Annotated in this window: 17 protein-coding genes; 10 read left to right on the top strand and 7 right to left on the bottom strand. The window is 65.1% G+C overall.

Going from position 1 to position 21,003, the window contains the following annotated elements:
* Positions 1 to 1,015, top strand: a 1,015-nt coding sequence (locus tag ACK5IR_RS02100; RefSeq protein ID WP_416925426.1) for a dihydroxyacetone kinase subunit DhaK, incomplete at its 5' end; no start/stop codon positions are given.
* A 56-nt stretch (positions 1,016 to 1,071) separates the two neighbouring features.
* Here ACK5IR_RS02100 and ACK5IR_RS02095 read toward each other — a convergent pair.
* The 6 genes from ACK5IR_RS02095 to ACK5IR_RS02070 are packed head-to-tail and all read right to left on the bottom strand — an operon-like array spanning position 1,072 to position 6,092.
* Positions 1,072 to 1,920 (bottom strand): ROK family protein, encoded by an 849-nt coding sequence (locus tag ACK5IR_RS02095; protein WP_416925424.1) that lies wholly within the window; start codon positions 1,918 to 1,920, stop codon positions 1,072 to 1,074.
* Positions 1,913 to 2,590 (bottom strand): N-acetylmannosamine-6-phosphate 2-epimerase, encoded by a 678-nt coding sequence (locus ACK5IR_RS02090; protein ID WP_416925422.1) that lies wholly within the window; start codon positions 2,588 to 2,590, stop codon positions 1,913 to 1,915. Before ACK5IR_RS02090 ends, ACK5IR_RS02095 begins: the two co-directional genes overlap by 8 nt.
* On the bottom strand, positions 2,587 to 3,861 hold the full coding sequence (locus tag ACK5IR_RS02085; RefSeq protein ID WP_416925420.1) for a TRAP transporter large permease: 1,275 nt from the start codon (positions 3,859 to 3,861) through the stop codon (positions 2,587 to 2,589). Before ACK5IR_RS02085 ends, ACK5IR_RS02090 begins: the two co-directional genes overlap by 4 nt.
* A complete protein-coding gene (locus ACK5IR_RS02080; protein WP_416925418.1) occupies positions 3,858 to 4,343 on the bottom strand; it encodes a TRAP transporter small permease in 486 nt (161 codons plus the stop codon). The genes ACK5IR_RS02085 and ACK5IR_RS02080 overlap by 4 nt, the downstream gene beginning before the upstream one ends.
* Positions 4,344 to 4,395: 52 nt before the next feature.
* A complete protein-coding gene (locus ACK5IR_RS02075; protein ID WP_416925416.1) occupies positions 4,396 to 5,352 on the bottom strand; it encodes a sialic acid TRAP transporter substrate-binding protein SiaP in 957 nt (318 codons plus the stop codon).
* Positions 5,349 to 6,092, bottom strand: coding sequence for an FCD domain-containing protein (locus ACK5IR_RS02070; RefSeq protein WP_416925414.1), 744 nt, complete (start codon positions 6,090 to 6,092; stop codon positions 5,349 to 5,351). Before ACK5IR_RS02070 ends, ACK5IR_RS02075 begins: the two co-directional genes overlap by 4 nt.
* 111 nt (positions 6,093 to 6,203) lie before the next feature.
* Here ACK5IR_RS02070 and ACK5IR_RS02065 point away from each other — a divergent pair, with 111 nt between their 5' ends.
* From ACK5IR_RS02065 to ACK5IR_RS02030, 8 genes are all read left to right on the top strand, one after another.
* Positions 6,204 to 7,094 (top strand): dihydrodipicolinate synthase family protein, encoded by an 891-nt coding sequence (locus ACK5IR_RS02065; protein WP_416925412.1) that lies wholly within the window; start codon positions 6,204 to 6,206, stop codon positions 7,092 to 7,094.
* Between the two features lie 197 nt (positions 7,095 to 7,291).
* Complete coding sequence (locus tag ACK5IR_RS02060; RefSeq protein WP_416925410.1) at positions 7,292 to 8,872, top strand: FGGY-family carbohydrate kinase; 1,581 nt, start codon at positions 7,292 to 7,294, stop codon at positions 8,870 to 8,872.
* Positions 8,862 to 10,379, top strand: a complete 1,518-nt coding sequence (locus ACK5IR_RS02055) for a glycerol-3-phosphate dehydrogenase (protein WP_416925408.1) — start codon at positions 8,862 to 8,864, stop codon at positions 10,377 to 10,379. The genes ACK5IR_RS02060 and ACK5IR_RS02055 overlap by 11 nt, the downstream gene beginning before the upstream one ends.
* Before the next feature lie 9 nt (positions 10,380 to 10,388).
* Positions 10,389 to 11,324: a sugar phosphate isomerase/epimerase family protein gene (locus ACK5IR_RS02050; RefSeq protein WP_416925406.1), complete on the top strand. Its 936-nt coding sequence runs from the start codon at positions 10,389 to 10,391 to the stop codon at positions 11,322 to 11,324.
* A gap of 363 nt (positions 11,325 to 11,687) precedes the next feature.
* Positions 11,688 to 12,689 carry an N-acetyltransferase DgcN gene (dgcN, locus tag ACK5IR_RS02045; RefSeq protein ID WP_416925404.1) on the top strand — a complete coding sequence of 334 codons (1,002 nt, stop codon included), beginning with the start codon at positions 11,688 to 11,690 and terminating at the stop codon, positions 12,687 to 12,689.
* A 4-nt stretch (positions 12,690 to 12,693) separates the two neighbouring features.
* The gene (dgcA, locus tag ACK5IR_RS02040; protein WP_416925402.1) at positions 12,694 to 13,659 is read left to right on the top strand and encodes an N-acetyl-D-Glu racemase DgcA; all 966 of its coding nucleotides are present in this window, start codon (positions 12,694 to 12,696) and stop codon (positions 13,657 to 13,659) included.
* A gap of 26 nt (positions 13,660 to 13,685) precedes the next feature.
* Positions 13,686 to 14,546 carry a D-amino-acid transaminase gene (locus ACK5IR_RS02035; protein WP_416925400.1) on the top strand — a complete coding sequence of 287 codons (861 nt, stop codon included), beginning with the start codon at positions 13,686 to 13,688 and terminating at the stop codon, positions 14,544 to 14,546.
* A gap of 502 nt (positions 14,547 to 15,048) precedes the next feature.
* The gene (locus ACK5IR_RS02030) at positions 15,049 to 18,372 is read left to right on the top strand and encodes an autotransporter outer membrane beta-barrel domain-containing protein (RefSeq protein ID WP_416925398.1); all 3,324 of its coding nucleotides are present in this window, start codon (positions 15,049 to 15,051) and stop codon (positions 18,370 to 18,372) included.
* A gap of 116 nt (positions 18,373 to 18,488) precedes the next feature.
* On the opposite strand, the gene ACK5IR_RS02025 is transcribed toward ACK5IR_RS02030, so the two are convergent.
* Positions 18,489 to 19,292 carry an undecaprenyl-diphosphate phosphatase gene (locus ACK5IR_RS02025; protein ID WP_416925396.1) on the bottom strand — a complete coding sequence of 268 codons (804 nt, stop codon included), beginning with the start codon at positions 19,290 to 19,292 and terminating at the stop codon, positions 18,489 to 18,491.
* 220 nt (positions 19,293 to 19,512) lie between these two features.
* Between ACK5IR_RS02025 and ACK5IR_RS02020 the strand changes: the two genes are divergently transcribed.
* Positions 19,513 to 20,949, top strand: coding sequence for an NAD(P)-dependent oxidoreductase (locus ACK5IR_RS02020; protein WP_416925394.1), 1,437 nt, complete (start codon positions 19,513 to 19,515; stop codon positions 20,947 to 20,949).
* The last annotated feature ends 54 nt before the right edge of the window (positions 20,950 to 21,003 follow it).

Genomic DNA, 21,003 nt, shown 5'->3' with positions numbered 1-21,003 from the left:
GGATCGCTCGCTGGTCAAGAAGTTCCTCAACAACCCCGAGGATGCGCTCGACGAGGCGCTCGAAGGCGCGGTGATGGAACTGGCCGCGCATGTCGTGCCGATCCGCGGGTCCAACCGGGCGCTGGTTGCGCGCGACGGGCCAAGGGCGGGAAAGGTCGGTCTGGTCGTCGGCGGCGGCGCCGGTCACGACCCGTATTTTCTGGGCTATGTCGGGCGCGGGATGGCCGATGCCGTTGCGGTCGGCAATATATTCGCCTCGCCACCGCCCGGTCCGATCCTCGAATGCACGCGCGCGGCGGATGGCGGGGCGGGGGTTCTGCACGTTTTCGGCAATTACTCGGGCGATATCCTGAATTTCGAAATGGCGGCCGAGATCGCGCAGACCGAGGGGATCGCGGTCCGGTCGGTGATCACCACCGACGATATCGCCTCGTCGCGGGTCGAAGACCGCGAAGGGCGCCGGGGGGTCGCGGGCAACATATTCGTTTTCAAGATTGCCGGCGCGGCCTGTGACCGCATGCTGCCGATAGACCGGGTCGAGGCGCTGACCCGCAAGGCGAATGCCTGTACCTTTACCATGGGCGTGGCGTTGGAGCCCTGTTCGATGCCCGAAACCCGGCGGCCGCTTTTCGTGCTGGGGGCGGACGAGATGGAGGTCGGCGTCGGCGTGCACGGCGAGCCCGGCATCGCCCGCCAGCCGCTGGTCAGCGCCGACGATACCGCCGATGTCATGATCGACCGGATCCTTGCCGAGATGGACCCCGCACCGGGGGCGCAAATCGCCCTGCTGGTCAATTCGCTGGGCGCGACGCCGTTGATGGAGCTTTACATCGTCGCCAGACGGGTTCGTCACCGGCTGAGGGCGCGGGGTGTCAGCGTCGCCAGAAGCTGGGTTGGCCGCTACTGCACCTCGCTGGACATGTCCGGCGTTTCGATCTCGATGATGCTGCTCGATGCCGAACTGACCGAGCTTCTGGATCACCCCAGCGACACGGCAGCCTTTCGGGTCGGCTGACCGTCACGGCAAGGCAGTATGCGGGGTTATTGCCGTCGGGAGCTTCGCCGCTGCCGTCAGCCACCAGGGATCGCACCCAGAAGTGCGCTGTTCTGGCCCAGTGTCGCGGGTACCAGCGGTACCCGGAACAGGGAAGGCTCCCTGTCCAGATGGGCCGATACGCGCGGCAGATATCCCGCCGCCAGACCGACGCTCCCGCCAACCGCGATACGGTCGAGCCCGAAGATGGCGTTCAGATCCGCGCAGAGCCGGGCGATCGCCATCGCCGAGCGGTCGATTGCCGCAAGCGCCCTGACAGAGCGCGAGGCGAAGGCTTCCCTGGAATCTCCGGTTCCGGCCAGCCGCGCGATGGCGCGTCCCGAGGCGATGGATTCGACCGTTCCAGTCCGGCCCGAGCCGCAGCAGGCATCGCCATGCGGGCTGGAGAGGAAACCGACATGTCCGGCCAGTCCGTTGCGGCTGTTCAGCAGGCGGCCGTCCAGCACTACCCCGCCGCCGACCCCCGTCGAAACGGTGAGATAGGCGAAATGACCGGCGCCTGCCCCGGCGCCGAGCGTGGCTTCGGCCAGCGCGGCCGCGGCGGCATCGTTCATGAGGCTGACATTCCGGCCGAAGCTGGTGCGCAGGATGCCCAGCAGCGGCTCGCCGCCAATTTGCGGCAGGGTTTCGGAATTGACGGCGTACCAGTTTCCCGCCGCATCGACGCGGCCGGAAACCGCAACCCCGAGCCTGTCGTCCCTTCGGAACCCCATTTGGCCGAGATGCCGCGCCAGAATGTCGATCTGTTCCGAAATCCCGGCAAGCCGGTCGGTCGGAAACTGCAGGCGCGCCTCGATCCGGCCGGCGGCGATGCGCGCCAGCGCGGTTTTGGTGCCGCCCAGATCGACCGCGAAACCGTCAGTCATCGCTACCCCGCACGGCATCTGCGAACCAGCGGGTGACCATCTCCAGCCGCGTCAGCGCGCTGCCGACCGTGACTGCATCGGCGCCGGCCCCGATCGCCTGCGCGGCAAGGTCGGGCGTGTTGAACCGGCCCTCGGCCATCACGAAACCGCCCAGCTTGCGGAACCGGCGGATCAGGTCCAGATCCGGGCGTTCATCGGCGCGCGCCGTCTCGCTGGTATAGCCCGACAGGGTGGTGCCGATGATCGCCGCGCCGCGTTTCAGCGCCTCCTGTCCGTCGGCGAATGTGGCGCAATCGGCCATCGCGATTGCTCCGCCGGCGATGATCGCCGCGAGGATATCGTCGCGCGGGTCGGTGCGCGGGCGCGGTGTTGCGTCATAGGCGACGATATCGGCACCGGCCGCGATCAGATCGTTCACGTCCCCGACCGTGACGGTGATGCGCACGGGGCTGCCGGGGATGTCGCGCTTGACGATGCCGATGATCGGAACATCGACCAGCGGGCGTGCTCTGCGCAGGTTGCCGACGCCCTCGACCCGCAGGCCCGCCGCGCCACCGGCGACCGACGCCTGCGCCATCGCGGCGACAATTTCGGGCCGGTCCATCGGGCCGCCGTCGACCGGCTGGCACGAGGCGATCAGCCTGCCGCGCAACCGGCCGAGCACCTTCATTTCATCAGCCCCGGCAGGCCGGTGGCGAGGATCGGGAAGGCGCAGACAAGCAGCAGCACGACGAATGGCGGGATCAGCCAGGGCAGGATTGCCCGGGCGAGTTTCTGGAACGGGATGCCGCCGACCTGCGCGACGACAAACAACGCCATCCCCATCGGCGGCGTCAGGATCGAGATCATCAGGTTCAGCACCACAATGATGCCGAAGTGAATGGGGTCGATGCCGAATCCCATGGCGATGGGAACCAGGATCGGAACGACGATCAGCAGGATCACCAGCGATTCGATGAACATGCCGAGCACGAAGATCATCAGGTTGACCGCGATCAGGAAACTGACCGGACCGTCGGCAATCGACAGGAACATCGTGGCGATCTGCTGCGGTGCCTGTTCGCGCGCCAGCACGTATCCCAGCAGCGAGACGCCGGCGATGATCGTGGCGATGCTGGCCGAGGTCGCCGTGGTCTCATAGACGGCATCCCACAACCGGCGCAGGGTCAGTTCGCGATAGAAGATCACGTCGATCACGACGGCATAGAGAACCGTCACCGCAGCCGCCTCGGTCGGCGAGAACCATCCGCTGAAGATGCCGCCCACGATCACCGCGGGGGTGAGCAGTGCGGGAAAGGAACGCACGAACAGGCGGGCGAGTTCGCGAAGCCCGGGCCACGGATCGCGCGGATAATCGCGGCGCAGCGCAATCGCATATACCATCACCATGAGCGAGAACGCGCACAGTACACCCGGCACCACCCCGCCCAGAAACAGCTTTCCGATCGAAGTGTTGGAAATGACACCATAGAGCACCATGGTGATCGACGGTGGCACCAGCGGACCGATCATCGAGGATGCCGCGGTCACCGAGCCGGCGAATTCGTCGTCGTAGCCCGCCTTGCGCATCGCCTCGATTTCCATCTTGCCCAGTCCGCCGGCGTCGGCGAGCGCCGAGCCTGACATGCCCGAGAAAAAGAGGCTGGCCAGAACGTTCACATGCCCCAGTCCGCCCCGGATGTGACCGACACAGGCGCGGGCGAAACCGAACAGCAGGTTGGTGATGCCCGCCCCGTTCAGGATCGCGGCGGCGAGGATGAACAACGGAACGGCGAGCAGCGGAAAGCTGTTCAGCCCGTCGATCATGCGCGACAGCGCAAAGGCAAGGCCCATGCCGGACCAGTAGAAATAACCCATCGAGACGAAGATCATCGCCACTCCGATGGGCACACCGACCAGCACCAGCAGCAGCCAGCCGATCGCTATGACGGCAAGGGTCATTGCGCGACCTCCGTTTCGGCGGAATCGTTGCGATAGCCGATGCCGGCGATACGGCGGAAGATGCGGTTCGCGATCAGGATCATGGCGACGAAACCCGAGGCGTAGAGAACCGCATCGCTCACCGGAAGGGTGACGGCCTCGTTCGACCAGGTTCGCACGATTGTCTTCCAGCCGATCCACACCAGATCGAGGACGATGCCGAGATAGACGATGTCTATCGCGGTGAACACGGCGAGCCGCGCCCGGCGGCGCAGGGTTTCGACCAGAAATCCCATGCGAAGCTGGCTGTCGGTGCGCTCCACCTCGGCGATGCCGATCATTGCCATCCACACCCAGAGCCAGCGCGCCGCCTCCTCGGTCCAGACCGGGCCGGTAAAGAGTGGCGTCCTGCCGAATATCTGGATCATCAGCACGACGAACAGCGCGATGAAAAAGACCGATGCCACGGTCCCTTCGGGACTGTATTTGCGAAGGGGTTTCAATTGGCCGCTCCCTGCAATGGGGCCGGGGGCAGGGCCCCCGGACGAGAACCTGTTACCTGGCCGTGACCGCCGCGATGGCACCCTCGCCGAATTCCGCTTCGAGCGTGTCGTAATAAGGCTGCATGGCGGCCCTGAACGGCGCGAGATCGGGATGGGTGATGGTCAGCCCCCGCTCCTCGAACGCCCTGACCAGTTCTTCCTCGCCGCGTTGCAGAAGCTCGTCGTTCATGGCGCCGCCGGCCTGAAGCGCAGTGGCGACCCACTCCTTCTCCTGATTGGACAGGCCGTCCCATGTGACCTTGCCGATCAGAACCGCCGACGAGGCAACGAAATGGCTGGTCATGGCGACCGAGCTTTGCACCTCGTAGAATTTCTGGGCATCGATGGTTGTCAGCGGATTTTCCTGCGCGTCGACCTGGCTGGTCTGAAGCGCCAGATAGACCTCGGGGAAGGCCACGGGCGCCGGCGTTGCGCCAACCGCTTCGGCATAGGCGATCAGGAACGGAACGTTGGGGGTGCGCAGGCGCAGGCCCTTCATGTCGTCGATCGAGTTGATCGGCTTGTTCGCCGTGGTCTGGCGCGTGCCGTAATACCAGACGTCGAGGACGTGGATTCCCTTGTCCTCGAACTTCTTTGCCATCTCCTGCCCCCAGGGGCCGGCGACGATCTCCTTGAGCTGGGGATAGTCGCTCACCACATAGGGCGCGCCGATCAGCTTCAGTTCGGGAATGGTATAGGACATGTCCGGATAGCCGGTGATGACCATGTCGAGCTCGCCGGCCTGCGCCTGCTGCACCATCGCCTTGAAATCGCCCAGCGTGGCGGACGGGAAGAGCTTGACCGTCATCTCGCCGCCCGAGATTTCGCCAAGCTTGCTGGCGAATTCCGCCGCGCCCTTGTAGACCGGCGTCGCCTCGTTGTCCTGCGTGCCCAGGGTCAGTTCGCGCGCCTCGGCAATTGTTGCCATGGCCAGCGCGGCAGCACCCGCCAGAAGGGTCTTCGTCATCATTGGTTTTTCCTCCTTGTTTGTCGTGTTTGCGGCACGTCGCCGGGCCGCGTCATGATCAGCCGCGCGCGGTACGACCGTTCAAGGTGATGGTCCATCACATCGGCTGCGGTTGCCGCGTCGCCATTCAGGACCGCGTCGTATATGGCGCGGTGTTCGCCGTGGGCCGTGGCATTGTGCCGGGCGGGTTCGTCGACAGCCGGCTGCTGGGCAAGCAACCCCGTGACGAACATGTCGTGAAGCGCCAGGAGAACCGGATTGCCGATGATCGAGACGAGCGCCCGGTGAAACGCGATGTCCGTCTGTGCAAAATGCGGCGTTCCTATCGCGGCCTCGTTCTCGTCCAGGGCGTCGCGCAATCTGGCGATCTGAATGCGATCCCCCCGCAGCGCGGCGTCGCGCGCGGCGCCGGTTTCGATGAACTGACGCATCTGCTCCAGATGGGCGCCGGCTTCGGCATTACCCAGAAGATCGCGGATATGGCCTGCGGCCGAATGGAGAATGGTCTGAAGCGACGGGCGCGCCGCTCGCGGCCTGCGCCCGCCGCCCGCTTTCAGGAAACCCTGCATCTGCATCAGCGCCAGCGCCTCGCGGACCGTCGGGCGCGAGGCTTCGAAACGATCGCACAACTCGCGCTCGGGCGGCAGGGTGTGATCCACCGGGATCGTGCCGTCGCGAATCTCGGCGATCAGGGTTTCTGCAATGACATTCGGCATGCGCGTCGACGGCGTCGGTTCGGTCACAACGCCCTCCTCTGGCGTGTTTGCCGGTTATTTTGGTAATACCAGAAATTGCTCTTGTCAAACAGAAATGGCGGCTTATTCTGGTCGGGCAGCGCGCCTCGGGGGATCGCCATGACCAGACAACTTGCCGGAATGTATGCGGCCCTCATGACGGGGCTAAAGGACGATGGAAGTTTCAGCCCCGAGCGCCAGCGCGCGCTCGACGGATACGTTCTGCGCCAGGGTCTGACCGGTCTCTACGTCGGTGGCAGCAGCGGGGAATCGGGCCTTCTGGATACCGAGGAACTGCTGGAGCAGCAGCGCATCGTGGCGGACGACGCCAGGGGCGCCACCCTGATCGCGCATGTCGGTGCGCCGTCGCTGCGCGATTCGATCCGGCTGGCAAGAAACGCGGCTGCACTCGGATATTCCGGGCTGTCGGCGCTTCCGCCCCATTCCTATCCCTTTTCGGACGAGGAGATCCTCGCCTATTATTCCGACCTGCAATCGGCGACCGACCTGCCGCTGATCGTTTACGAGGTCCCGGTGCGCACCGGCCGCCCCATAGGGCTGGAAACGCTGGTGGCAATCATGGAATTGCCGAAGGTCGCCGGGCTGAAATTCACCTCGACCGACATGTTCAAGTTCTCGATGCTGCGTCGCCGGTGCCGGAAATCCACCCTTTTCTTCGGTTTTGACGAAATCTACCTGACCGGGGCGGTGCTGGGGGCGGATGGCGGGATCGGAACCACATACAACCTGCTTGGCCGGCTCTATGCGGCGCTGGACCGGGCGGTGCGCTGCGGCGATCTGGCGGAAGCGCGGCGGTTGCAGGAAATCTCGGCCATCTTTGTCGAGGCGCTGCTGGAAACCGGCGTATTGCCGGGCATGAAGGCGGCGTTCCGGGCTATCGGGATAGACCCGGGCCCGACCCGTGCACCGATGCATATGCGCGTCGACGATGGTGAGGCGCGGATTGCGGCGGCGATTGCCCGGCCCGGCATCGCCGAATGGATCGGGTGAAGACCTGCATGCGCCAACAGGCCCCATGAATAATGCGGTAACTTCCGGATAAAGCGGGAAATACATCTTGCCGCCCGAACCGCACCGTTCTTGACTCGGTGGAAAGCGCATGAACGATGTGGGCGGCAATCACCGTGCAATCCGGAGAGGGTCAGTGGACAGAGGCTTTTGCAACCGAGGTGGTGGGATAATGCACCGTGCCCGGCGCTGACGTTCTGATCGGGATCGATGCCGGAACCTCGGTGATCAAGGCGGTGGCGTTCGATCTGTCGGGGCGGCAGATCGATATCGCCTCGGTCCCGAACCGCTATCATGCGGGGGCGGACGGGTCGGCCACGCAGAACCTGTGGCGGACGTGGGACGATTGCGTGATTGCCCTGTGCGGATTGGGCGAGCGGATCGAAAACCTGGCAGCCCGCGCCGCCGCGCTGTCGGTCACCGCGCAGGGCGATGGTACATGGCTGGTCGGCCGCGACGGCCCGGTCTGCGATGCATGGCTGTGGCTGGATGCGCGGGCCGCCCCCACCGTGGCGCGGATCGCGGCGAGCGCTGCCGAACGCGGCCGTTTCGAGGCGACGGGAACGGGGCTGAACACCTGTCAGCAGGGCAGCCAGATGGCGCATATGGACGTTCACATGCCGGAGTTGCTCGACCGGGCCGAGGTGGCGCTGCACTGCAAGGACTGGCTCTATCTCAATCTTACCGGGGTACGGGCGACCGACCCCTCGGAGGCGAGCTTCACCTTCGGGAATTTTCGCAACCGACGCTACGACGATAGTGTCATCGGCGCCCTTGGGCTGGGCCATCGCCGCGCCCTGTTGCCCGATATCGTCGACGGCACACAGACCACCCATCCGCTGACCGAAAGCGCGGCCCGCCAGACCGGATTGCGGGCGGGAACGCCTGTCAGCCTCGGCTATGTCGACATGGTGATGACGGCGCTCGGCGCAGGGGTTCACGGGGGCGGGGCGGGCGATGTCGCCTGTTCGACGGTCGGCTCGACGGGGGTGCACCTGCGCGCCGCGCGTGCGGGGGATGTGCATCTGAACGACCAGGGAACCGGCTACGTGATCTGCCTGCCGGTTCCCGGAATGGTGACGCAGGTTCAGACCAACATGGCGGCGACGCTGAATCTCGACTGGGTGCTGGGGCTGGCTGCCGGGGTTCTCGCCGATTTTGGCCGGCCGGCGACCCATGGCGACCTGATCGCCCGTATCGACGGGTGGCTGGCGCGATCCGGGCCGGGCCAGATCGTCTATCATCCCTATATCTCGGAAGCGGGCGAGCGGGGCCCGTTCGTCAACGCCGAGGCCCGGGCGGGTTTCGTCGGCCTTTCGGCGGCGCATCGGTATCCCGATCTGGTTCGCGCCGTGGCCGAGGGGCTGGGCATGGCGATGCGCGATTGCTATGCCGCGATGGGGCCGTTGCCGTCGGAGTTGCGGCTGACCGGCGGGGCCGCGCGCTCGCCGGGTCTTCGTGCCATTCTCGCCGCTGCGCTGAACGCGCCGGTGCGCGTGTCGCGGCGCGACGAGGCCGGAGCCGCCGGCGCGGCGATGATGGCGGCAGTGGCGATCGGGGCCTGTCGCGACATGGAAAGCTGCATCGCCGAATGGGTGACGCCCCTGCTCGGCGAAGCCGAATCGCCCGACCCCGATCTTGTGGTGGCATACGAACGGTTGTTTCCGGCCTTCGTAAAATCGCGGCAGGCGCTGCCTTCGGCGTGGCGCATGCTGGCCAATGTCCGCCCGGCCCCGGAAGGAGACAGAAATGACAACTGACGGCGAAACGTTCGATCTTTTTGTTATTGGCGGTGGCATCAACGGGGCCGGTTTCGCGCGCGACGCCGCCGGACGCGGTCTCAGCGTCGTTCTGTGTGAAAAGGACGATCTGGCCGAGGGCACCTCGTCGCGCTCCGGCAAGCTGGTTCATGGCGGCCTGCGCTATCTGGAATACTACGAGTTCCGGCTGGTGCGCGAGGCGCTGATCGAGCGCGAGGTGCTGCTGCGCGCCGCCCCGCATATCATCTGGCCGATGCGTTTCGTCCTGCCGCACAGCCCGCAGGATCGCCCGGCATGGTTCATCCGGCTGGGCCTGTTTCTCTACGATCACCTCGGCGGCCGCGAGAAGCTGCCGGGCACCCGCACGCTGAACCTGCGCCGCGACCCGGAGGGGGCGCCGCTTCTCGATCAATATACCAAGGGTTTCGAATATTCCGACTGCTGGGTCGACGATGCGCGGCTGGTGGTGCTGAACGCGGTCGATGCCGCCGAACGCGGTGCGGTGGTGCTGACCCGCAGCCCGTGTGTATCGGCCCGCCGCGAGGGCGGTACCTGGACGGTGGAGGTACGGAACGGGGCGACGGGCGGGGCGCGAACCTTCCGTGCCCGCTGTCTGGTCAATTGCGCCGGGCCATGGGTCGGCGATGTCATCAATCGGATCGAGGGGGCCAAGACCAGTCGCAGGGTCCGTCTGGTCAAGGGCAGCCATGTCATCGTTCCCAGGTTCTGGCCGGGCAACAACGCCTATCTGTTTCAGAACGACGACAGGCGGGTGATCTTCATCAACCCCTACGAAGGCGACATGGCGCTGATCGGCACCACCGATATCGCCTATGAGGGCCGCCCCGGGGACGTGGAGGCTGACGAGGCCGAGGTCGAATACCTGCTGGCTGCGGTGAACCGCTATTTCAAGGAGAAGCTGCGGCGCGGGGACGTGCTGCACAGCTTCTCGGGTGTGCGGCCGCTGTTCGACGACGGCAAGGGCAACCCGTCGGCGGTCACGCGTGACTATGTGTTCGACCTCGACCGGAGCGGCGGGGCCCCGCTGCTCAACGTGTTCGGCGGCAAGATCACCACCTATCGCGAGCTTGCCGAACGCGGGATGCACCGGCTGGCGGAGTTCTTTCCCGGCATGAAGGGCGACTGGACCGGAACCGCGCCGCTGCCGGGCGGCGACATGCCGGATGCCGACTACCAGACCTTCTCCAACCTGCTGCGAGAGCGCTATCCGTGGATGCCGCGCAAGCTGGTCCAGCACTACGGCCATCTCTACGGCACGCGCATCGGCGATGTGGTGGCCGGAGCGACTTCGGTGGCGGGGCTGGGGCGGCATTTCGGCGCGCAGTTCTACGAGGCCGAGGCACGCTATCTGGTGAACAGGGAATGGGCGCTGCGCCCGGCGGATATCCTGCTGCGCCGTACCAAGCACTACCTGCACCTGACCGACGACGAACGCGCCGCCTTCGAGGCGTGGTTCGACCGCTCCGGCCTCGTCGCCGCCGCCTGAGGACCTGCGATGCCCCTGACCCTGTCTCTGAACACCAACCCGCTGGTCAACCGCTTTGCCGATCCGGACGATCTGATCGATACGGTGGCGCGCGACCTGCGTATCCGCGACCTGCAACTGACCCACGAATTCATCAACCCGTCCTGGCCCGCGCCGGTAATCCGGCGGCTGACGCGACGGATGCGCTCGGCCCTTGAACGGACCGGTGTCCGTGTGACCAGTGGCATGACCGGGCCCTACGGGCGGCTCAATCACTTCGGCCATCCCGATCGCGACGTGCGGCGCTACCATGTGGACTGGTTCAGGACCTTCGCCGACATCATCGCCGATCTGGGCGGGGTATCGGTGGGTACGCAATTCGCGATCTTCACCTACCGGGATTTCGACGATCCCGCCCGCAGAGAGGAGATGATACGGATTGCCATCGACTGCTGGGCCGAGGTGGCCGAACACGCCCGCGCCGCCGGGCTGGACCATGTCTTCTGGGAGCCGATGAGCGTGGGGCGCGAATTCGGCGAGACAATCGCCGCCTGCATGGCCCTGCAGGACAGGCTGACAGCAGCGGACATGGCGGTGCCGATGTGGATGATGGCCGATATCGACCATGGCGATGTGACCAGTGCCAACCCCGACGATCACGATCCCTATGTCTGGGCACGGACGGTGCCCGGGGTCAGCCCCATCATCCACATAAAGCAATCGCTGATGGACAAGGGCGGCCACCGCCCCTTTACCGCCGAGTTCAACGCGCGGGGCCGCATCCACCCCGAACCCCTGCTGGCCGCCCTTGCCGAAGGCGGTGCGACCGACAACGAAATCTGTCTCGAACTCAGCTTCAGGGAACGCGAGCCGAACGACAGGCAGGTCATTCCGCAGATCGCCGAAAGCGTCGCATTCTGGGCACCCCATATCGACACCGGCGCGGGCGGGTTGCATGTAATCTGATACCAGCGGCGAAATGGGCGCCCCGCTCGTGAGAGTCGGTTTTGCGGAAGAAGCTGCCGGCGACTGAAGCGCAAGTCGCGCCGGCGCATGGCCGGGGCAGGCGCTCCGCCCTTTGGCCTTGTTCCGCGCCCGGTTGCCCTTCCTGGCCGGAGTTCTCTGGGGGCTTTGCCTCGGGAATCATCCGGCGCAAACGCCGCATTGGCCGTTTTCAATCTGCATAAAAGCTGAGCATCGTCGAATGTGTTCGATTTTATAATGAAATCTCAGGAAATTTTCCCGATTCCCTCTTATTGGGTCAGCAACTCTGACAATTCTTGTTTGCGGCGTCATGTTAGCGTTCGCCCGATCAAGGAGATGCACCCGATGATAAAGACCCCCTACCTGCTTTTTCTGGGCGATGCGCCGGACCAGCTTGCCGCCAAGGTGGCGCAGGGCATCAGGGACTGGCGCCCCGAATTCGCCATCGGCCAGTACCGGATGGAGGGCTGCCGGGCCGACATGGGCCTGCCCGACATGACGCTGTCCGAAGCGCGCGATGCCGGGGCCGAGACGCTGGTGATTGGTGTGGCCAACCGCGGCGGGGTGATCTCGCCCGAGTGGCGCCATGTTCTGGCCGAGGCGCTGCTGTTGGGGTTCGACCTCGCCTCGGGTCTGCACAGCCTGTTGCGGGACGAGCCCGAACTGGCCGCGATCGCCAGCGCCGAAAGGCGCCTTCTGCACGACGTGCGGGTTCCGCCGGTAAGATATCCCATCGCCAATGGCGTGAAACGCAGCGGCAAGCGCTGCCTTGCGGTCGGCACCGATTGTTCGGTCGGCAAGATGTATACCGCGCTGGCGATGGATGCCGAGATGCGGACGCGCGGCATGAAGGCAACCTTTCGCGCCACCGGGCAGACCGGCATTCTTATCACCGGCGACGGCGTGCCGCTCGACGCGGTGATCGCCGATTTCATGGCCGGTTCGATCGAATGGCTGACGCCCGACAACGACCCCGACCACTGGGACCTGATCGAGGGTCAGGGAAGCCTGTTTCACGCCTCGTATTCGGGCGTTACCATGGCGCTGATCCACGGCGGGCAGCCCGACGCGCTGATCCTGTGCCACGAGCCGACCCGTGCCCATATGCGCGGCCTGCCGGATTATGCATTGCCGACGCTGGAGGAATTGCGCGATCTTTCGCTGACCCTGGCCCGACGGGTCAACCCGGCGGCAAAGGTGGTCGGCATTTCGCTGAATACCCATCACCTGAGCGATGCCGACGCCGCGGCCTGTGTGGCCGAAACCGAGGCGCGGATGGGGCTTCCGGCGGTCGACCCGTTCCGTCATGGTGCGGCCAGGCTGGTGGACGCGCTGGAAGGGATGTGAGGCGATGAAACTGACGGTGACGCGCGACGCGTTCAGGTTCGCGCAGGCTTTCACCATCTCGCGCGGGTCGCGAACCGTGGCGCAGGTGCTGACCGTGGCAGTCGAACAGGGTGGCGCAACCGGGCGCGGCGAATGCGTGCCCTACGCGCGCTATGGCGAATCGCTCGACAGCGTGACCGCGCAGATCGAGGGCCTGCCGCCGGCATTCACCCGCGCTGACCTGCAACGCCTGCTTCCGGCCGGTGCGGCGCGGAACGCGGTGGATTGCGCGCTGTGGGATCTGGAGGCGAAACAGCGCCGAAAGCGGGTCTGGGAACTGGCGGGCCTGCCTGCGCCGGTGCCACTGGTCACCGCCTATACGCTGTCGCTCGATACGCCCGCGGCGATGCGCGCCAGCGCTGCGGCCAACGCGCACCGGCCGTTGCTGAAGATCAAGCTTGGCACGCCCGACGACATGCCCCGGCTCGAAGCTGTTCGCGCCGGAGCGCCGGAATCGCGGATCATCGTCGATGCCAACGAGGGCTGGACGGCCGGGGTTTATGCCGATCTGGCGCCACATCTCGAACGGCTCGGGGTTGCGATGGTGGAACAGCCGCTGCCCGCCGGGCAGGACGAGGCGCTGGCGGAGTGTGCCCGGCCGGTACCGGTCTGCGCCGACGAATCGGTGCACGACCGGGGCTCGCTGCCCGGTCTTGCCGGCAAGTACGACCTGATCAACATCAAGCTCGACAAGACCGGCGGCCTGACCGAGGCGCTGGCCCTCCGGTCTGCGGCCGGGGCGGCGGGTTTCGGCATCATGGTCGGCTGCATGGCGGCATCGTCGCTGGCGATGGCGCCGGCGGTACTGGTTGCGCAGGGTGCGGCCGTCACAGACCTTGACGGCCCGCTGCTGCTGGCCGAAGACCGGGCGACACCTCTGGTCTACGACGGTGCAGGCGTTCACCCGCCGTCGCCCGACCTCTGGGGATAGTGGCGCGGACAGGAAGGAACTGCCAGATGAGCCGGATCGTATATGTCAACGGGGAATACCTGCCGGAAGAAGAGGCGAAGGTATCGGTCTTCGACCGCGGCTTCCTTTTTGCCGACGGGGTTTACGAGGTCACATCGGTCCTCGGCGGCAAGCTGATCGATTTCGACGGCCATTTCCGCCGTCTGCAACGTTCGCTGAGCGAACTGGACATGCAGGCCCCCGAGGTGCTCGGCGAGCTGCTGGAGATTCATCGCGAACTGGTGGCCCGCAACGAGATCGGGGACGGGCTGATCTATCTCCAGATCACCCGCGGTGCCCCGGGTGACCGCGATTTCGCCTTTCCGCCCGAAGGAACCGCACCGACCGTGGTGCTGTTCACCCAGTCCAAGCCGGGCCTTGCCGACAGCCCGCAGGCGAGGGCCGGCGTCAGGGTGATCTCGATCGAGGATATCCGCTGGGGCCGGCGCGACATCAAGACGGTGCAGCTTCTCTATCCGTCGATGGGCAAGATGATGGCGAAAAAGGCCGGTGCCGACGACGCCTGGATGATCGAGGACGGATTCGTGACCGAAGGAACCTCGAACAACGCCTATATCGTCAGGGGCGGCAGGATCATCACCCGCAACCTCGGAACCGAGATTCTGCACGGGATCACCCGTGCCGCGGTGCTGCGTTTCGCACGCGAGGCGCAGATGACGGTCGAGGAACGCCCCTTCACCATCGACGAGGCAAGGGAAGCCGACGAGGCGTTCTTCACCTCGGCCTCGGCTTTCGTGATGCCGGTGGTCGAGATCGACGGCGCGGTACTGGGCAATGGCACGCCCGGCCCGGTGGCCACACGCCTGCGCGAGATCTATCTCGACGAAAGCCGCAAGACGGCGGTCTGAAATCGGCCCATCCCGGCCGATTGTCCGTCATTGCGCCACAATTGCGATATCGCATTCGATTCGGCACAGCGCCAGCAACATCATCACTCAGGCGCCGCAGATTTGTGCATCGGCCGGGATGTGCCGGTGCTGACAGCGCCACTTGTGGCAGGTTTGGTGCATTTCCTGCGGAAAGCGCACGCCGCGTAACCAATCGGAAACCCGAATCAGTATCAGCTGTGAGAATCTGTCCGGGAGTGGAGGAATCGTGACGCGTGTCAGGTCCGAAGCCAGTTCACTGGCGATTCGCTTTTGCGCGTGCCTATCGAATTGTGTTTTCGAAAAGTCAACTGTGGATATTCGGGTATTCAGGTTCTCGACGGATGCACTATAACGACGCGCGGATAAGTGTCTGATTTGACTTGGATCAAATGTATCCAGATGTTTTCGCGGTCAACTACGGCCCCGGCCGTGATCGTCGGAAAAGCGCTTGCTGCGAAACCTATGAGAGGAGCCTGGTGAAATGCTGAACATGGTGGGAACGGCCCGTAAGTTTCGCCGTAAACGCAGCCGTGGTCTGAACTCGGCAAGGTCGGTTCTGCTGCTGTCCACGGCCATGCTCGCGCTGCCGCTCGTTTCGGGCGGCGATTTCGGTGCCGCATGGGCGGCCTGCTCGGACAGCGCCTCCGGGAACCCGGCCGCGCGGGCGTCGGGCGGCGACAGTTGCACCGCGTCGCTGTCGTCCTACACCGGCACCGGCAACAATTCCGTGCTGCGCGCCCGGGATGCCGGCAGCCTGCTCACCGTCACCGCCGCCGACGTGAACGTCACCAGCGCCCTCGGCGGCGCTGGCGTGACAGCCGCCGCCGGAGCCTCGATCGACGTCGAGGGCAACCTGACGGTCACGTCAACGGGAGGTGGCGTCGGCGTTCATGCCTCGGGCAACGCACAGTCCGCGACCGATCCCGACAGCTATGTCACGGTGGCGGGGAATCTCGCCGTCACCACATCCGGTGCAAGCTCCCACGGGATCAATGCCCACGACAACGGCAAGGTCCTTGTCGGCTCGCCGGACACGACAGGGCTCGATGTGGCAAACAGCACCTCGATACTGATTTCCCCGACATCGACGGTCACCATCACGACAAGCGGGGATCAGGCACATGGCATGTATGCCCGGACCCAGCATGGCGACAGCAACAACTCCAGCCTGATTTCCTTTGGGGCGGGAACCACGGTCGAAACGACCGGCGACAGTGCCGAAGGGGTCTATGCCACCGTTCAGGCCGGTACCGGATCGTCGAGCATCACGATGAGCGGCGGGTCGGTTTCGACCGACGGCCTTGATTCGGACGGTCTGGTCGCGCTCGCCGACAACGGAAGCATCTTCTCGACCACCCACGGCAGTTCGACGGTAACAATGAGCGACGGCAGGATCACCACCGGCGGGGACGGCTCGGCCGGTATCGTCGCGCAGACCGATCTCAGCTTCGGCGGTTCGTCGGAAGGCAATGCCACGGTCTATCATCAGGGTGGCTCCATCGAAACGACGGGGGGCGAGGGCTCCGGGTTCGGCTACCAGGGGTCCTACGGCATTCTCGCCTATGTGCCCGGTGTGGGCGATGCGCATGTCGAACAGGGCGACGGGGCGTCGATTACGACAAGCGGCGACGGAAGCCACGGCGTTCTGCTGGCTGTCAACAGCGGCGACGGAACCTTCATCCAGTCGGAAGGCGGTTCGATAGCTGCAACCGGAAGCGGTGCCGACGGGGTTGCCGCCGATTCCGTGTCTGGCGCGAACCTTGTCGATGTCGCCGGCACGATCTCTGGCGGAACCGGCGACGCGGCCGGCATCTCCACCTGGACGGCGGCGGGACAACTCAGCGAGATCAACATCCGGGACGGCGCACAGATCGATGCGCTGTCGGGTCAGGCAGTGCTGAACAACGAAGGGAATTCCGAAGTTCTGGTCGAGGACGGCGCGACCGTCGCCGGCTCGGTTCAGCTTGCCGACGGCACCGACAACCTGATCATCGACGGCGCCGACATGTCGCAAATGACCCTGCTCGACGGTGGTGACGATCTGACATCCGGTGACGGCTGGATCGACACGCTGCAACTGCTTGGCGTTTCCGCCGCGCTGCAGGGTGCCAATCTCGCGAATTGGGAGAATATTGTCGTCGACGGCGGCACCGTCACCATCACCGATGGCACCCTTGCGACGGGGAGCGAGGCCGATAGCGGGCTGACCATCCGCGGCGGCGGCACGTTCGACGCCGGCAACGGTATCGACCTGACGGGGAACGTGACGATCGAAACGGCCGGAACCTTCGCCGGGACCGGCGGCGGATCGGGAACCTATGCGATCAGCGGCAATCTGGTGAACGGCGGGCTGCTGACGACAAGCGACGGCGCGGCGGGCGACAGGGTAAACGTGGGCGGAAACTACACCGGCGGCGGCACTCTCAAGGTCGATTCGGTTCTTGGCGACGACAGTTCAGCCTCCGACAGGCTGGTGATCGCCGGCAACAGCACCGGCCAGACCGGTGTGATCGTGACCCCTTCGGCGCGGCCGGGCGGGGTGACGGTTGTCGGGATTCCGGTGGTGACGGTCGAGGGGACCTCGGACGAAGAGGATTTCGTTCTCATCGAGGGCGATTTCACCAATACGGCGGGCAACGAATCGCTCATCGGCGGGGCCTACGCCTATACGCTTCAGGAGGGGGAAGACGGAACCTGGTATCTGGCATCGACCGAAATTCCGGTTGTCCCGGTTGACCCGACAGGTCCGACCGACCCGACGGATCCCACGGACCCGACCGATCCGGATGATCCGGACGACCTGATCAAGGATTCCGGCTCCGGAACCGGCCCCGTGTACCAGCCCGGCGCGCCGGTCTACGAGAACCTTCCGCTGGTGCTGCAGGCGCTGAACCGTCTGCCCACGCTCTACCAGAGGGTCGGCGCGCGCCATCAGAGCCAGTTGGGAATGGGCCCGGTGGATACTCCGCAGGATGCCATCACCGACAAGATGTGGGCGCGGCTCGCGGGCGACTACCTGCACATCGACGGCTCCTCCACCACTTCGAGCGAGGCGAAGCTGCGCAGCTACAAGCTCCAGTTCGGTGCCGATTTCGCGCATGACGACGAGCCGTTCATCCTTGGGATCAACGGCTATGTCGGTGGCGCCTCGGCAATGATCGACTCGCCCTATGGCGATGGCGACATCGACACCCGCGGCTACGGGATCGGCGTCACCGGCACCTGGTATTTCGAGAACAACGCCTATCTCGACCTTCAGGCACAATACAGCCTGTTCGACAGCGACCTGTCCTCGGACGTGCTGGGCGATCTGAAGAACGGCGTCGACGGCTACGGTCTGGCGTTCTCGATCGAGGCCGGGCGCACCTGGACCGACCTCGCTTGGCTGCGGGGCTGGGATCTGACCCCGCAGGCGCAACTGGTCTATTCGCGGGTGAGCTTCGACGACTTCACCGGCCCGCATGACGAGAAGGTTTCGCTGAAGGACGATGACAGCCTGCGCCTCAGGCTCGGCGTCTCGGTCGACCGGGTGCGTGCCGACGACCGTGCCGGACGGTGGTCACACATCTACGGGCTGGCGAATCTCTATTACGAGTTTCTCGATCCTGCCGTCGTCTCGGTCAGCGGAACCGACCTGTCGGTCGAAACCAACCGCGCCTGGGCAGAACTGGCCGCCGGCGGCAACTACACCTGGGAAGACGGGAAATACGCCGTCTATGGCGAGTTGGGCTATCTCTTCGGGCTTGAGGACCCGGGCGATCAGCACGGTCTTCAGGCAACCGTCGGCTTCCGCATGAGATTCTGACCTGCGCGTCTGCGCGCGGATCGGACGGGGAGGCACCATGGCGCCTCCCCGTTTTCTTTCGACGTGCGGTCGGGCAGCGTCGTGACCCGGCAACCGATGGCGATCCGTCAGCCGATTCAGCCATAGGCGATCATCAGCAGCACGACACCCAGTATCACCCGATAGATCACATAGGGTGTGAAACTGACGGATTGCAGCAGACGCATCATCAGCGTCAGCGCAAGAAGCGCCGAGACAAAGGCAAAGGCGGCGGCGATCGAGGCGTCGCGCATCATCGACCAGTCGCCCTCATGCGCCACCCTGATACCGAGCAACGCACCCGATGCGACGATGGTCGGGATCGACATCAGCATCGACAGGCGCGCCGCGTCCGGACGCCTGTATCCGAGCAACCGGGCGCCGGTGATGGTGGCGCCCGAGCGCGAAGTGCCCGGAATCAGCGCCACCGCCTGCCAGAGCCCCATGATCACCGCATCCCGCAACGTCCAGTCGCCGGTCTCCCGAACCTCGGCGCCCTTCTGATCCGCCCAGTAGAGGACGACGCCGAATATCAGCATCGTCCATCCGATCACCGCGATGCTGCGCATCCGCTCCTCAAGCCCGGTCACCGCCAGTATGAAGCCCGCGATCACAACCGGGATCGTCGCCACGCCCAGCAGGAAGGCGAGCTTCGCACCGGGGGTATCGGTCCTGCCGCGCAGAAGCCGCGGAATCCCCCGCAGCGCCAGCGCGACATCGCTGCGGAAATAGAGCACCACTGCAAACAGCGTGCCGACATGGACGGCAACGTCGATGGCCAGCCCCTGATCCTCCATGCCCGTCAGACTGGGCAGCAGGATCAGGTGCGCCGACGAGGAAACCGGCAGAAATTCGGTGAGTCCCTGAAGTATCGCAACAAGCAGCAAATGAAACAGCGACATGAAAATTGGCTCCGGCGGTGATTCCGGCGCGCATCCTAGTCAGTTGGCAACCGTTGAAAAGTACGCATATTCAGGCAATATTACTGACCTTGTTTCCAGAGAAACACTACCGCTGAATTCAAGGGAAGCGAAAATTTCTGTATTTAGGTCACAGTTTATGACTTTATTTCCCCGGAAAGGGGCGTTAAGCAGCGCGGGCGGAGTGACGGAGGCAAAGCCAGTGGCCAAACAGCGGATGCTCAAATTCGTAACCGTGGGCAAGGAAATGCCCGAAAAGCGCGATGCCGGTCAGAGGGCTGCGGATTTTCGCGAAATCTATGGCGAATTTGCCGCTGCGAAAGCGGCCGAACAGGCAAGCCGGTGCAGCCAGTGCGGCGTGCCCTACTGCCAGTCGCACTGCCCGCTGCACAACAACATTCCGGACTGGTTGCGTCTGACCGCCGAGGGGCGGCTCGAGGAAGCCTACCGGACCAGCCAGCACACCAATACCCTGCCCGAAATCTGCGGCCGGATCTGCCCGCAGGACAGGCTGTGCGAGGGCAATTGCGTGATCGAGCAGGCCGGCCACGGCACCGTCACCATCGGCGCGGTCGAGAAGTACCTGACCGACACCGCGTGGGAAGAAGGCTGGGTCGAACCGATCGCCCCGTCGCACGAACGGGCCGAAAGCGTGGGAATCATCGGGGCCGGCCCGGGCGGGCTGGCGGCAGCCGACATGCTGCGGCGGGCAGGCGTGCAGGTGACCGTGTACGACCGCTACGACCGCGCCGGCGGGCTGCTGACCTATGGTATCCCCGGCTTCAAGCTGGAAAAGGACATCGTGCTGCGCCGGGTCGGACACCTTGAAGAGGGCGGCGTGAGCTTTGTGCTGGAATGCAACGTCGGCGAGGATATCCCGTTCGGGGAAATCCGCGCCAGGCACGATGCGGTGCTGATCGCCACCGGCGTCTACAAGAGCCGCGACCTGCAGGGTCCGGGTTCCGGCGCCAGGGGAATCGTGCGCGCGATCGACTATCTTACCGCATCGAACCGCAAGAACCTAGGCGATGCGGTGCCCGAATACGACAACGGCGAACTGAACGCGGCAGGGCGCCGCGTGGTTGTGATCGGCGGCGGCGACACGGCGATGGACTGCGTGCGTACCGCAATCCGTCAGGGGGCGAAAAGCGTGAAGTGCCTCTATCGTCGCGACCGCGCCAACATGCCGGGATCGCAGCGCGAGGTACAGAACGCCGAGGAAGAGGGCGTGATCTTCGAATGGCTCACCGCACCGCGCGGTTTTGCCGGCGAACCGGTCAGCGGGGTCATGGTACAGAAGATGCGCCTTGGCGCGCCCGATGCGTCGGGGCGGCAGCGGCCGGAGGTGATCGAGGGTGCGGATTATGTCGAACCCGCCGATCTGGTGATCAAGGCGCTCGGATTCGAGCCCGAGGAGATTCCCGCCCTGTGGAACGTGCCCGAGCTCGAGGTGACCCGCTGGGGAACCATCAAGGCCGATTTCCGCAGCCACGAAACCTCGCTTCCCGGCGTTTTCGCGGTGGGCGACATCGTGCGCGGCGCCAGCCTCGTCGTCTGGGCGATCCGCGATGGCCGCGAGGCGGCGCAGTCGATCCTGGCGCGGTTTGGCGCGGACGGGCTCGATATTGCCGCGGAATAGAATGTGCCCGACAACGGCCCGCAAGGCGCCGTGTGAAGACGACAGGACCTCGGG

The organism is Tropicimonas sp., from assembly GCF_047971885.1.
Lineage (GTDB): Bacteria > Pseudomonadota > Alphaproteobacteria > Rhodobacterales > Rhodobacteraceae > Tropicimonas.
This window is presented reverse-complemented; position numbering and strand designations above follow the sequence as displayed.

Bases quoted from the DNA above. Each gene is read 5' to 3' on its own strand.
- ACK5IR_RS02090 (WP_416925422.1), bottom strand. From the start codon at position 2,590: ATGAAGGTGCTCGGCCGGTTGCGCGGCAGGCTGATCGCCTCGTGCCAG.
- ACK5IR_RS02030 (WP_416925398.1), top strand. From the start codon at position 15,049: ATGCTGAACATGGTGGGAACGGCCCGTAAGTTTCGCCGTAAACGCAGC.
- ACK5IR_RS02075 (WP_416925416.1), bottom strand. From the start codon at position 5,352: ATGATGACGAAGACCCTTCTGGCGGGTGCTGCCGCGCTGGCCATGGCA.
- ACK5IR_RS02085 (WP_416925420.1), bottom strand. From the start codon at position 3,861: ATGACCCTTGCCGTCATAGCGATCGGCTGGCTGCTGCTGGTGCTGGTC.
- ACK5IR_RS02055 (WP_416925408.1), top strand. From the start codon at position 8,862: ATGACAACTGACGGCGAAACGTTCGATCTTTTTGTTATTGGCGGTGGC.
- ACK5IR_RS02050 (WP_416925406.1), top strand. From the start codon at position 10,389: ATGCCCCTGACCCTGTCTCTGAACACCAACCCGCTGGTCAACCGCTTT.
- ACK5IR_RS02065 (WP_416925412.1), top strand. From the start codon at position 6,204: ATGACCAGACAACTTGCCGGAATGTATGCGGCCCTCATGACGGGGCTA.
- dgcA (WP_416925402.1), top strand. From the start codon at position 12,694: ATGAAACTGACGGTGACGCGCGACGCGTTCAGGTTCGCGCAGGCTTTC.
- ACK5IR_RS02095 (WP_416925424.1), bottom strand. From the start codon at position 1,920: ATGACTGACGGTTTCGCGGTCGATCTGGGCGGCACCAAAACCGCGCTG.
- ACK5IR_RS02025 (WP_416925396.1), bottom strand. From the start codon at position 19,292: ATGTCGCTGTTTCATTTGCTGCTTGTTGCGATACTTCAGGGACTCACC.
- ACK5IR_RS02035 (WP_416925400.1), top strand. From the start codon at position 13,686: ATGAGCCGGATCGTATATGTCAACGGGGAATACCTGCCGGAAGAAGAG.
- dgcN (WP_416925404.1), top strand. From the start codon at position 11,688: ATGATAAAGACCCCCTACCTGCTTTTTCTGGGCGATGCGCCGGACCAG.